We start from the raw sequence: 13,869 nt of genomic DNA on the forward strand, positions 1-13,869 counted from the left end.
TTTGACGCCAGTCAAAAAACGGACTTATGTTATATCTTTTAGGGATATTTGCCAAATGTGTTACATTCCTTCTGGACTGACCAGTAGCAGAGTTTAACTGCAGCGATTGAGGAGTAAAGGAATGCAACATCCCCACGTCACCCTGACCATAGCCGAAGGCATCGCCTGGGTAGAACTGTCACGGCCGGAAAAGTACAACGCCCTCAACTATGCGCTGTTCGACTCTATCGTGAAGGTGCAGAAGGTTATCGCCGGGCGCAGAGACGTGCGGGCGGTGATCCTCAGTGGCAGTGGCGGCAACTTCTGCTCCGGGCTGGATGTGGCCAGCGTGATGAAGTCACCCATGCAGGCGTTTAAGTTGCTGTTTAAATGGCTGCCGGGCAATGCCAACCTGGCGCAGCGGGTCTCCATCGGCTGGCGCCGCCTGCCCGTGCCAGTGATCTGCGTGCTCGAGGGGATCTGCTATGGCGGCGGCACTCAGATAGCCTTGGGGGCCGACATGCGTATCGCCGCGCCAGACTGCCGCCTCTCTATCATGGAGGCCAAGTGGGGCCTGGTGCCAGATATGGCTGGCCTGGTCGGCCTGCGGGAGCTGGTAGGTAAGGATGTGGCCATGCAGCTCAGCATGACCGCCGAGGTGATCGATGCCGAGCAGGCCAAGGCCTATGGTTTGGTGACCCAGGTGAGTGAGGCGCCGCGCGAGGCCGCCGAGGCGCTGGCCTTACGGCTGGCGAATACCTCCCCCGATGCTAACGCCGCGATCAAGTTCAGCATTAACAAGAGTTGGCGCGCCGGTGAGCGCAGCCTGCTGGCCCGGGAATCCCTGAGCCAGGTACGCCTGCTGCTGGGTAAGAACCGGGTGATTGCCGCCCTGCGTCAGACCAAAGATCCCGAGCGGTGCTACCGGCCGCGTCAGCCCTGGTGGCGCTAACCAGAACCCTTATCGCTAAGGTCGGCGACATAGAGATGTCGCCGCTAAGCGAATGAGTCATAAGTAAATTTCAATGTGATCTGCTTCACACTCCGCCTCCCTAGGCGCGACTAAGCCCCCGAGGCCCGCTAGTATCCCGCTGCCAAATTTTTGATTAAGGAAAGCATGATAATGCGACAAGGGTTCGAACGATTTCTCTGGAGTAGCCGCCTCTCTGTGATGATTGGGGTGTTTGCCTGTGTGCTGGCGGCCTTTGTGGTGTTTATCATGGGGATGAAGGACGTGGTCCACATGGTCGCCCTGCTGTGGGACTATGTGCTGACCGGCAGCTACGAGGTGCGTAACGATCTTGTGATGGTGGTGGTCGAGATCTTAGATACCTTCCTGCTGGGATCTGTACTGCTCATCTTCGCCTTCGGTCTGTATGAGCTGTTTATCAGTAACCTGCAGGCGGCGGAAGACAGTGTCGCCGGCGGTAAGATATTGGTGATCAGCAGCATAGACTCGCTCAAGAGCAAGCTGGGTAAAGTGATCCTCATGATGTTGATCATCAAGGTGTTCTCTTACTTTACCGAGATGAAGCCCACCTCAATGCTCGAGCTGCTCTACATGGGCGTCATCGTCGTGCTGATCGCCCTGGCCCTGATGCTGAGTAAAGACAAGAAGTAAACCTCTAAGCCTTAGGGATAGGCCCGCAGGATGCGCTGAGCGAAGCCCTGCACCAGGGTTAGCACATCCTGCCAGGCGCTGGGCTGATCCAAGTTTAACGCCAATTGCTGCTGCTCATACCGCAGCGGCTCCCCCATGGGGGAGAGGGCCTTGCGGGCCTTCTGGGTCGCCAGCGAGGCGGGCAGTCCGTCCGGCGATTGAATATCCAGCACCGGCAGCGCCAGCTTGGCCAGCTTGCCCGGCAGATCGCGATTCTCCTCATCCTGTTCAAGATAAGGGTTGATCACCACCAGTAGATCTGGGCTCGGCAGCGCCGAGGCCGTCAGCATCTCGATAATCAGGCCGGCGCTCTGGCCGGTAACGATCAGTATGCGTTTACCTGGATAGCTCTTGCCGAGAGAGTCGAGCTGAGCCAGGGTCTGACTCATCACCGTCTTCTGTTGCTCCCGCAGCGCCGCCCACTCTTCCTGGCTGTATTTAGGCAGACTCTGATTACTCTTCTGGCTAAGCTGCTGCTCACCCGGCTTAGGGATCTCACCGGCGTCGGTAATATGGTTAGGCTGCGCCGCGCCCTGAGGCGCGCCTATGCTGAGGGTCGCCCAGCCCTTGGGTGTTAGCTCGCGCCTGAGAAACGCCAGCAGTCCCTCTGGGTCGGCGTCCTCGCCTAAATCTCCTAACAAGACTGCCGCACCATATTGATTTCGCCCCTGCCAGGGACGCACCAATACCGCTTGTTCAGCATCGCCCAGGGTGATCTTTGCCACCTCTGCAGGCGGCAGGTAATCATATTCTGGCGTGGTACTGCGCTGGGCTATGGCAATAGCGGGAATTAGGGCCAGGCTCATCAGAGCGAGTAGAGCAAGGCTAAGCTGTGTGGAGCGTAGAGTCATCGGCATCTAAGTCATTGGGCGTTTACTTCGGCTATGGCGTCAGTATAAGCCTAAGTGCTTGCCATTGGCGACAAAATGCAGAAGAAGCTGGCACCGACTAGAGGTCGGTGCCAGTGGAAGAGGTGTAGCGCTAAGGGCAGATTAGGCGTGGCTGACTAGCACCAGACGCACGGCGTCCAGTTGTAGCTGACAGGCATCTAAGTAGTTGCCCAGCTCGACCATCTGATTTCTCAGGTGTTCCAGCTCCTCGTCACGAATGTTGGGATTGACCGCCTTGAGGGCCTCCAGACGTTCCAGCTCTGCGGTGAGCTGCTGGGTCATCTTGTTGCTGGCCTCTTCGGTCAGCTGTTTCATCGCCGCCTGGGCAAACTCTTCCCCCTTGGCAAACAGTGGATGCAGCAGGGTTTGCGAGGCGTTCACCAGCTTGCTGGCAATATGGCGGTTGACCGCGCTCAGCTGCTTGTCGAAGCTCTCGTAGCTGACGTTCTGCGACAGGTTGTTACCATTTTTGTCCAGCAACACACGTACTGGCGTCGGTGGCATGTAGCGGTAGAGCTGGCTCGAGCGCGGCGCCGAGGCATCGGCCATATAGATCAGCTCCAAGAAGATGGTGCCCGCAGGTAGTGCCTTGTTTTTGAGCACGGCGACGCTGGTGGTGCCTGTCTCGGAAGAGGTGATCAGATCCAGCCCCGTCTGCACCAGCGGGTGCTCCTGGGTGATCAGGGCGATATCGTCGCGTGACAGCGCCATCTCGCGGTCGAAGGTGACGGTAATGCCATCTTCCGGCAGACCCGGGTAGGTCGGGAACATCATGTGCTCGCTCGGGTGCAACACTATGGCATTCTCGCCGCTGTCTTCCTGCTCGACGCCTATGATATCCCACAGGCGGATCACAGAGCCGATCAGCTGGGTGTCCTGATCGCGGGCCGCCAGACTCTCCACCAACTTCTGCGCCTTGTCGCCGCCATGGGAGTTGATCTCCAGCAGCTTGTCGCGGCCCTGTTCCATCGCCTTCTTCAGCGCCTTGTAGCGGCTCTGGGTGTGGTTGAGCAGCTGGGTGAACTTGTCTTCGTCGCGGTAGACCAGCTGGGTCAGCAGCTCCTCGGAAAACTCGTTAAACAGAATATGGCCGGTAGGGCAGGTCTGCTCGAAGGCGTTCAGTCCCTTGTGGTACCAGTTCATCAGGTTTTCCTGGGCCGTGTTGGCCAGGTAAGGCAGATGGATCTCGACATCGTTGGCCTGACCGATACGGTCCAGACGGCCGATGCGCTGCTCCAGCAGATCCGGATTCAGCGGCAGGTCGAACAGCACCAGGTGGCTGGCAAACTGGAAGTTACGACCTTCCGAGCCGATCTCACTACAGATCAGCGCCTGGGCGCCGCCGCTTTCCTGGGCGAAGTAGGCGCCGGCCTTGTCGCGCTCTATGATAGACATGCCTTCGTGGAAGACGGTGGCCTGAATACCTTCACGGGTACGCAGCGCTTCTTCCAGGCTCAGGGCGGTCTCTGCCTGGCTGGCGATGATCAGCACCTTCTTGCTGCGATGGTTTTTGAGGAAATCGATCAACCAGTCGACCCTAGGATCGAACTTCCACCAACTGGCGCTATCGCTCTCGAAGGCCTGATACAGCTTCTCTGGGCTCAGGGCCTGTTTCACCTTGGCGGTCAGATCTGTCTGGCCACCCATCATGTCTGACACCCTGGCGGCGGTCTCATACTGAGCCGGCATAGTCTGTGGGTGTGCGTTGAAGATACGGGTCGGGAAGCCTTTCACCGAGGCGCGGCTGTTGCGATAGAGCACACGGCCGGTGCCGTGTCTGTCTAACAGCTCCTGCAGCAGCTCGCTGCGGGCCTGGTCGCGTTGTTCGTTATCGACGCTCTCATCTTCAATCAGACGCAGCGCCGGGGTGATATCTTTCTCGTTGAGCAGCTCGGTTAGGCTGGCAACGGCCTCGTCGGGCAGACGCTTACCGCTGGCCAGGGCATCGGCGGCGCTGGCTACCTCTTTATAGCTCTCCTCCTCTTTGAGGAAGGCCTGATAGTCGTAGAAACGGTCTGGATCCAGCAGGCGCAGACGGGCGAAGTGGCTCTGGTGGCCCAGCTGATCCGGGGTAGCCGTCAGTAGCAGCACGCCGGGCACCACTTCACTCAGGGCCTCTACCACGCGATAGGCGCGGCTCGGTTCCTCTTCGGTCCACTCCAAGTGGTGGGCCTCGTCGACTACCATGAGATCCCAGTCGGCATCCAGGGCCTGGTCCAGGCGCTTCTTCTTACGCAGCAGCTCGAGTGAACAGATCACCAGCTGCTCTGTGTAGAAGGGGTTGTCGTGATCGGCGTAGGCCTCGACGCATCTGTCTTCATCGAACACCGAGAAGCGCAGGTTGAAACGGCGCAGCATCTCCACCAACCACTGATGGCGTAGGGTGTCTGGCACTATGATCAGGATACGCTCGGCGCGGCCGGTCAGCAGCTGCTGGTGGATGATCAGGCCGGCTTCGATGGTCTTACCCAGGCCCACCTCGTCCGCTAACAGGACGCGCGGTGCGAAGCGTTGGCCCACTTCATGGGCGATCCACTGCTGATGGGGGATCAGGCCGACGCGGGGACCCTGTAGGCCCAGCAGATCTGAGGTGGCCAGCTTATGACGCAGCAGCTGGCTCTGATAGCGCACGCCGAATCTGTCCAGACGATCGATCTGGCCGGCAAACAGCCTGTCTTGGGGCTTGTTGAAACGAATATTGTGGTTAAGCAGCGTCTCTCTGAGGCTGACCTCTTCGCCGGTCTCGGTGTGGATACCGTGGTAGATCACCAGCTGGTTCTTCTCTTCGATCTCGCTGACCTTGAGACTCCATCCTTCGTGACTCTCAATGATATCGCCGGGGTTATAGATCACTCGGGTTAGCGGGGCATCGTCGCGGGCAAACATGCGGTTTTCGTCAGTGGCGGGGAACATCAGGGTGACCATACGGCCTTCGAGTCCAATGACAGTACCTAAACCGAGTTCCGATTCGGTATCACTAATCCAACGTTGACCTAAGGAAAAGGGCATTTACAAATTCTCATCTACAGGGTGAATCACGAAAGGGCGCGTATGTTATCCAATCGAGACTATGATGTCGAACATATCTGACCCGTAATTGCCTCGTTAAAAATACTAATTAGATTACAAATTATCCAATCAGATCGGCCGCCGCCCGCCTTGTCATCTTAATGTCATTTTAGGCCACCAGTCTCGAATTGGGTCGGGCGATTTTCTGGACAAGTTTCCGTTGAAGCCGTGAGATTTTGGTGTCAGTATGGATTTAATCCCTAAGTGCTTTGTTGCGCGTCACTATACTGACAGAGAAGGAGGCTAATTACCCGCTCAGCTCGCTTGACTACAAATATAACACCCTACGCACAAGTGGAGGCGCCATGGAACAAGACGACAAGAAGTTGTTTGTACTGGATACCAATGTGTTACTGCATGAACCCTTAGCCATCTATTCGTTTAAGGAGCATGATGTCGTAGTCCCCATGACTGTCCTTGAAGAGTTGGACCAGATCAAAGACAGGAAACGAGATGTTAGCCGAGATGCCCGAGTCGCCATTCGCGCATTGGAAGACATACTCGGCGGGCAGACCACCCCAGAAGAGATTGTCAGCGGGGTGCCCTTGCCCAAACGCGAAGGACACGGTGACGCAGTAGGTTCCCTCTCTATCTTCCCCGACCATCAACTCGAATTTACCCAGGCATCCCTGCCCGGCGACAACAACGACAACCGCATCATCAACACCGCCCTGCATCTGCAGAATCAGTTTGCCCCACGCCATGTGGTGCTGGTGACCAAAGATATCAACATGCGTCTCAAGGCCAAGGGCGCCGGTATCAATCTGGTCGAAGACTATCGCACCGACCAGCTGATCGACGACATTCGCTTCCTCACCAAAGGCTTCCACCAGTTTGAGGGCGATTTCTGGGCGCGCAAGGAACATGTCAATACCGAGACCCAGGGGCGTCATACGGTACACAGAGTGCCAGTTAAGGAGGTGGGTGAAGAGAACTTCTATACCAACCAATACCTTATCGACGAAGACTCCAACTTCTGCGGCCGGGTACTGAGCAACAACGACGAAGAGCTGGAGATATTGGATCTCGGCCGCGACCGTCTGCTTAACCTCGATGCCTGGGGCATCAAGCCCAAGAATGTCTACCAGGGGATGGCGATGCAGGCGCTGCTGGATCCCGATATCGATCTGGTGATCCTCACCGGCCCCGCCGGCTGTGGTAAGACGCTACTGGCTATGGCGGCGGCCCTGGAGATGGTGGTGGAGCGCGGCCTCTACGATAAAGTTATCGTGACCCGTAACACGCCGGAGATCGCCGAGTCTATCGGCTTCCTACCTGGCACAGAGGAGGAGAAGATGGCGCCCTGGCTGGCGGCCATTACCGATACCCTGGAGGTGCTGCACAAGCACGATGTTAACCCCAGCGGCAGCATGAACTACATCATGGACAAGGCCAACATTCAGTTTAAGTCGATCAACTTCATGCGTGGACGTTCGATACAGAACTCTGTGGTGTTGCTGGATGAGTGTCAAAACCTGACCGCCTCGCAGATCAAGACGATGATCACCCGTATGGGTGAGGGGACTAAGCTGATCTGTAGCGGCAACCTGGCGCAGATCGATTCTAACTATCTGACAGCGGTGACCTCGGGACTCACCTATATCGTCGAGCGCTTTAAAAACTTCGATGGCAGTGCCAATGTCTACCTCAACGGCGTGGTGCGCTCTCGCCTGGCAGAGTTTGCCGAGGAAAACCTCTAACCGCTTAGGCGGCCACCGACGGCAAAAGACTCCCTGGCGGAGTCTTTTGTCTAAAGTAAGGGCGATCTTGTGGGTCTGCGCCAATGCGCCGGCCCGGTGCCAGCCTGACGACTGAGATCATTCTGGCAAAAGCGACTCCCCTTTGTATTCCATTGGGCTGGCTTCCTGATACTATATGCAGAATATGATGCGCCGCCCCGGGTTAGTCCAAGGGCAGATGCTTGTTTTCAAAGGTAATCAATGAAGTCGACAGAGCCGGACTTACAGCTTAAGTCTCCGATTCAAAAAAACTACAATCGCGCGGTTTTCTATACCTATATCGGCGTGATCATCATGGCGTTGCTGACGGCCTGGATCTTCTTCGAGCGTCAAAAGACCCAGATGATGGATCAGCGCGAAGAGCTGGTCGAGCGTCACGTGTTGCAGATCGACCTCCTGTTGGAATCCAGTATCCGCGCGGTGAAGAGCCTGCGCAACGTGGCGGTGGATCACCTGCGTCTGGGCGAGCTGGTGCGTACCGACCGTCTGCCCCAGTATGAGAAGTTTAACGAGAGCGGCCAGTTCTTTACTCTTGAGCCCAGCTATGCCCAGAGCGGCAAGCCCTTCACCAACATGGGACGGATCACGGGTGCGGGCTCGCTCAATGGCCGCAGCGACAAGTTTTATCAGGAGCTGGAGATGCTGTTCGAGCTCTCCCTCTCCTTCCCGGTCGCCAGACAGGCGGCGCCCAAGGCCTCCTCTATCTACTACATTTCCAAACATCGGATGATGTCTTACTACCCCTGGCCCTCGGACGAACAGCGTTTTCGCGACGAGCTGCTGAAGAAGCAGCAGTTCCAGCTGGTCACCCCGGCGATGAACCCACAGCGCAGCGTGGCCTGGAGCCCGGCCTATGTGGAGCCCAATGGCAAGGGGCTGTTGACCACTGTGGGTGTGCCCATTTATCTGGAAGATGAGTTTATCGGCTCCATCAACCTGGACATGACCCTCTCCTCACTGGATAAGCAGATCCGCCTCTACTTCAAGATGCCGGGCACGGTAATCCTGCTGGATCAGCAGAACAACATTCTCTCTCACAGCGATATTGACGCCGCCGACATCAACCGCGTCTTCCACATCAGCCAGAAGATCCCCTCGGCGCTGCACTCGGTGCCCGAGTCTGAGCTGTTCGATGCCCACGAGGGGATCATGCGCAACGGCTACTATATCCACTCGGTGGCGCTGCAAAACGCCCCCTGGCGCCTGCTCTATCTGCAGGATGAGAACGAGCTGTTTAAGGATTCCTGGGAGAAGCTTGAGCTGACCTTCCTGTTGGTGGTGATCGCCCTGTCTGTGTTGGTGACCATAGTGCACTGGCAGACCCGCCGCTCCTTCGTTAACCCGGCGTCGCGTCTGCTATCGCACCTGGAGGGTTGCTCTCAGGAGCCGCGCAAGCCACCGGCCAAGATCACCCAGGGCTGGGAGCCCTGGTTCCAGCTGGTGAGTCGCATCTTCGAAGAGAACCAGCAATATACCCGTCACCTAGCGGAGCAGAACCGTCGCCTGGATAACCTGGTGGCTCGGCGTACCGAGCGTCTCAAGGAGACCACGGAGCGGCGCGAGCGGGAATACGCCCTGTTGCGATCCCTGTTGGATTCCATCCCAGAGGCGATCATCTTCAAGGATAAAGAGGGTAAATACCTGGGCTGTAACAAGTCAGCCGAGCGCATGCTGGGTTATACCGAGAGCGAGATGATAGGCCAGGATTCCCAGACCATGACCAGCAACGAGCAGTCGATGCGGATCCGCGCCGAGGATGAGCGGGTGCTGTCCGAGCGGACGCCGCTGCGCTATCAGGAGAAGGTGGAGCTTGCGGGCAAGCCTGTGCTGCTCGATACCCTCAAGCTGCCTTTCTATAACCGCCGCGGCGAGCTGCTGGGCCTGATTGCCGTGTGGCGTGACGTGACCAGAGAGTATGAATCTGCCGAGCAGCTCAGGCTGTCGGAGGAGCGTTATCACCTAGCGATGGACGCGGTAGAAGATGGCCTGTGGGACTGGTATCTGGACTCGGAGCAGATCATCTGTAACCCGGCCTACTACTCTATGCTCGGCTATAAGAGCAACGAATTCCCGGCCCTGGTCTCTACCATAGACGAGTTGGTGCATCCGGACGATCGTATCCGGGTACAGGAGTATCGCGAGCAATACCTGGCGGATCCTATCGGCGCCTACGACGTCGAATTTCGTATGCGTGGCAAGAGCGGCATGTACCACTGGGTGCTCAGCCGTGGCCGTGTGGTGGAGTTCACCTCGGACAATCAGCCTAAGCGTATGGTGGGTACCCACAAGGATATTACCCGCCATAAGAGCAACGAGGTGGCGCTGCTGGAAGCCAAGCAGGACGCCGAATCGGCCAACCTCTATAAGAGTGAGTTCCTGGCCAACATGAGTCACGAGATCCGCACGCCGATGAACGCCATTATCGGTATGTTGCAGCTGGCCAGCCGGACTCAGTTGACGCCGCAGCAGGCGGATTACCTCGACAAGGCGGGCTTCTCGGCCCAGTCACTGCTGCGCATCATCAACGATATCCTCGACTTCTCCAAGATCGAGGCCGGTAAGCTTGAGCTGGAACGGGTTGCCTTCCCGCTGGATAAGGTGCTGGATCACGCCCTGGATCTCAACGCCCTCAAGGCGCAGGAGAAGGGGGTCGAGCTGCTGCTGTACGCGCCGGTCACCGCCGGGCTTATCCTCGAAGGAGATCCCCTGCGTCTGGGTCAGGTGCTGATCAACATGCTCAGCAACGCAGTGAAGTTTACCCAGAGCGGCGAGATCGAGCTGGGCTGTGAAGACGTGGGCGAGCGGGATCATCGCATCACCCTCAAGTTCTGGGTGCGCGACACCGGCATAGGGATCAGCAAGGAGCAGCAGGAGAGCCTGTTCGACGCCTTCGCCCAGGCCGACGGTTCGACCACCCGCAAGTATGGCGGTACGGGTCTGGGTCTCTCTATCAGTAAACATCTGGTCTCCATGATGGGTGGCACCATGCAGGTACAGAGTGAACTGGGGGTCGGCAGTACCTTTAGCTTCACCATCAGCTTCGAGATCGCCGAAGAGGCCGAGGTGAAGCCGCTTATCGTGCCCGAGGTGATCGGCAACCTGAAGACGCTGGTGGTGGACGACAACCCCACGGCGCTGCAGATCTATTCTACCGCCATGCGCGACTTCCACTTCGACGTGGACACCGCATCCAACGGCGCCGAGGCGCTATACAAGCTGGAACACAGGCCGGTGGATCTCCTGCTGCTGGACTGGATGATGCCAGAGATGGATGGGGTCGAGGTGATCAAGGCGCTGGACGCCATGGTGGCCGACGGCCGCCTGGAGAAGCGCCCGGTGATCATCATGATGACCGCCTACGCCTCGGAGCCGCTCAAGGAAGATCTGGACGATCTCGACATCTACGCCATGTTGCAGAAGCCGTTCAAGGCCTCGGCCCTGTTCGACGAGATCATCGCCGCCTTCATCGACAAGCCTAAGATCAATCCGGCGGCCGCGCTGCCGGTGGAAGGCAACGCCACGGGCACAGGGCAGATCCTGCTGGTGGAAGACAACTTCATCAACCAGCAGGTGGCGACCGAGCTGCTCAAGAGTGCAGGTTACGAGGTGGACGTGGCCGAGAATGGTCAGGTGGCCCTGGATATGGTGGACGCCAAGCAGTACGACGCCGTGCTGATGGATATTCAGATGCCAGTGATGGACGGTCTGACGGCCACCAAGGAGCTGCGTAAGCGCTACACCAAGGAGGAGCTGCCGGTGATCGCCATGACGGCCCACGCCATGTCGGGGGATCGCGAGAAGAGTCTGGCGGCGGGCATGAACGCCCACATCACTAAGCCTATCGTGCTCAACGAGCTGTTCGACACCCTGGCCCAGTGGATAGTGCGTCACTAATCAGACAATGCGCATGTGAGAGAACAGAAGGGGCCCAGGCCCCTTTTTTGTGCCTATCGCTCCGCTGGCTAACAAGGCGGAGAGGCTAATGATACGGCGTGAATTATTTGCACTTGAGCCTGAATTGAGACCTGTTAAGCTAAGTGACTGATATTCACGAGACGCATAATATTTGAACAACTCAGTCTCCCATTAAAAGTCTCAGCAAGGAGATAACATGAGACCCTCTACACTCGCGCTGGCCCTTGCCCTCATTCTGGTCCCGACTGGCCCCCTGCTCGCCGTCGAAAATAGCGCTAAGGTGATCAAGAGCAGCCAGGCCGCTAAAGGCTTTATCAACCTCTTCTATCAGCAAGGCTCGGGCGATCTCTACCTGGAGGCGACCTGCCTCAATCAGCCTTTCTTGCTGGTCACCAGCCTACCCCATGGCGTGGGCTCTAACGATATCGGCCTGGATCGCGGCCAGCTGGGGATGACCCGCCTGGTGCAGTTTGAGCGCCACGGCCCCTATCTCATTTTGAAACAGCTTAACACCCGCTACCGGGCGACCACAGATAACGGCGCCGAGCAGCGGGCAGTCAAAGAGGCCTTCGCCGAATCTGTGCTTTGGCGCGGCAAGGTGCTGGAGGGCAAGCAGGCGCTGGTATCGATCAACGACCTGGTACTGCGCGACCTGCACGGCATAGCCGACACCCTAGAGCAGACCAAACAAGGCCATTATCAGCTGGATAAAGAGACCTCGCTCATCCTGCCTCAGGGAGTGAAATCCTTCGAGCGTAACAGCGATGTCGACGTGCTGCTTACCTTCAAGGGCGCCAAGGCTGGGCCTCAGGTGGCCGAGGTCACCCCAGACGGCAAACAGATGTCGCTGCGGATGCGCTACTCTTTCGTCGAGCTGCCGGACGACAACTACCAGCCACGGGCCTATCACCCCAACAGTGGTTACCTGTCTGACGAGTATCTGGATTACGGCGCGCCAATCGACAAAGACATAGTGCAGCGTCATCTGCTGCGTCACCGCCTGCAGAAGGTCGTCCCGGGCGATGCACCCAGTGAGGTGGTGGAACCTATCATCTACTATCTGGATCCCGGTGTGCCCGAGCCTATTCGTAGCGCCCTGCTAGAGGGCGCTCGCTGGTGGGAGACCGCCTTCAACGAGGCGGGCTTCATCAACGGCTTCAAGGTAGAGCTGCTGCCGGAAGATGCCGACCCTCAGGACATTCGCTACAACGTGATCCAGTGGGTACACAGGGCGACTCGCGGCTGGTCTTACGGTAGCGCCATCGCCGATCCCCGCACAGGTGAGATCATCAAGGGCCATGTGACCCTGGGCAGTCAGCGCGTCAGGCAAGATCACCTCATCGCCCGCGGCCTCACCGCAGGCTGGCAAGACAGGGAGGCGGCCGCCCAGGCGGTGACGGAGCTCTCCCTGGCGCGTATTCGCCAGCTGTCGGCCCATGAGGTGGGCCACACCTTAGGCCTGGATCATAACTTTGCGGCGTCGAGTAACGATAACGCCTCTGTGATGGATTACCCGCATCCAAAGGCGACCCTCAAGGGCGACAAGATAGATATCTCCGCCCCCTATGATGAAGGTGTCGGCGCCTGGGACAAGTTTACCGTAGCCTATGGCTATGGTCAGTTTAGCCCGGAAGATCAACAGGCTAAGCTGACTGAGCTGATGCAGGCGGTGGAGCGTCAGGGGCTGAGATATATCGGCGAGGCAGATTCGCGCCGCGCCGGTGCCAGCCATGCCTACGCCAGTCTTTGGGACAATGGCCAGGATCCTGTGGCCGAGCTGAGCCGCCTGGCCAAGGTGCGTGAGGCGGCCATCGACGGCTTTAGCGATGCCGCCTTGCTGAAAGGCCAGCCCTATGGCGAGCTGCGCGACGCCTTCGTCCCCATCTATCTGCTAACCCGCTATCAGATAGAAGCCGCGGCCAAGTTTATCGGCGGCACCGACTATACCTATTCCACCCAGGAGGGCGGGCGTAGCTGGCATTATATGGCGCCTGAGCTGCAAAAGAATGCCCTGGAGAGCCTGCTGCAGGGCCTGAGCGTGGATGCCCTGGCGCTGCCAACCAAGGTGACCGATGCCCTGGTGCCTAAGTCGGGCAACTATGGCGCCACCCGCGAAAGCTTCGATAGCGCCACCGGCGTGGTGATCGACCCTATCGGCATGGCCGAGGTGCTGAGTCGTCACACCTGTGGGCAGCTGCTGCAGCCGATGCGACTAAATCGCGTCAATCAGGGCTACTTTGCCGACAAGGAGCAGCTCTCCGTCGTCACTCTGGTAAACAAGCTGCTGGCCAAAACAGTGTTTGCCGATGCCCCTAACGGCCCAAGCCAGGGGGTATGGATGCGGGTCAACGCCGTGGTGCTCGACGCCCTGTTGGCTAGCTACCACGACGGGGCGAGTTCGCCCGAGGTGAAGGCGCAGCTGGCGGGCCGTCTGGCTTTTGCTCAGAAGCAGCTCAGCCGACTGGTGAAGCGCAGCAGCGACTATGAGGCGGCCCACTATCAGTGGCTGCTCGATGGCCTGGAGAAGGGGCTGAAGGACAGCAAGTACAAGCTGATCCACAAGCCGTTGGCCATGCCGCCGGGTTCGCCGATTTAAGCTCTGTTACATTAGCTAAAA

Annotated in this window: 7 protein-coding genes; 5 read left to right on the plus strand and 2 right to left on the minus strand. The window is 58.2% G+C overall.

Features of this window, described 5'->3' with window-relative positions; genetic code table 11:
• Window positions 1-121: 121 nt before the first annotated feature.
• Together K0H80_RS02300 and K0H80_RS02305 are read left to right on the plus strand one after the other, a co-directional pair.
• Window positions 122-931 (plus strand): crotonase/enoyl-CoA hydratase family protein, encoded by an 810-nt coding sequence (locus tag K0H80_RS02300; RefSeq protein ID WP_220072944.1) that lies wholly within the window; start codon window positions 122-124, stop codon window positions 929-931.
• A 171-nt stretch (window positions 932-1,102) separates the two neighbouring features.
• Window positions 1,103-1,600, plus strand: a complete 498-nt coding sequence (locus tag K0H80_RS02305) for a YqhA family protein (RefSeq protein ID WP_220072945.1) — start codon at window positions 1,103-1,105, stop codon at window positions 1,598-1,600.
• 11 nt (window positions 1,601-1,611) lie between these two features.
• On the opposite strand, the gene K0H80_RS02310 is transcribed toward K0H80_RS02305, so the two are convergent.
• Together K0H80_RS02310 and rapA are read right to left on the minus strand one after the other, a co-directional pair.
• Window positions 1,612-2,496 carry a DUF3530 family protein gene (locus tag K0H80_RS02310; RefSeq protein ID WP_220072946.1) on the minus strand — a complete coding sequence of 295 codons (885 nt, stop codon included), beginning with the start codon at window positions 2,494-2,496 and terminating at the stop codon, window positions 1,612-1,614.
• 135 nt (window positions 2,497-2,631) lie between these two features.
• On the minus strand, window positions 2,632-5,538 hold the full coding sequence (rapA, locus tag K0H80_RS02315; protein WP_220072947.1) for an RNA polymerase-associated protein RapA: 2,907 nt from the start codon (window positions 5,536-5,538) through the stop codon (window positions 2,632-2,634).
• Window positions 5,539-5,903: 365 nt separating this feature from the next.
• Between rapA and K0H80_RS02320 the strand changes: the two genes are divergently transcribed.
• The 3 genes from K0H80_RS02320 (at window position 5,904) to K0H80_RS02330 (ending at window position 13,848) form a co-directional block, all read left to right on the plus strand.
• Entirely contained in the window at window positions 5,904-7,298 is a 1,395-nt protein-coding gene (locus tag K0H80_RS02320; RefSeq protein WP_144199915.1) for a PhoH family protein, read from the plus strand.
• Window positions 7,299-7,538: 240 nt separating this feature from the next.
• The gene (locus K0H80_RS02325; RefSeq protein ID WP_011864265.1) at window positions 7,539-11,231 is read left to right on the plus strand and encodes a response regulator; all 3,693 of its coding nucleotides are present in this window, start codon (window positions 7,539-7,541) and stop codon (window positions 11,229-11,231) included.
• 217 nt (window positions 11,232-11,448) lie between these two features.
• Window positions 11,449-13,848: a zinc-dependent metalloprotease gene (locus tag K0H80_RS02330; protein WP_220072948.1), complete on the plus strand. Its 2,400-nt coding sequence runs from the start codon at window positions 11,449-11,451 to the stop codon at window positions 13,846-13,848.
• The last annotated feature ends 21 nt before the right edge of the window (window positions 13,849-13,869 follow it).

Source organism: Shewanella aegiceratis (assembly GCF_019457495.1).
GTDB classification, from domain to species: Bacteria; Pseudomonadota; Gammaproteobacteria; order Enterobacterales; family Shewanellaceae; genus Shewanella; species Shewanella loihica.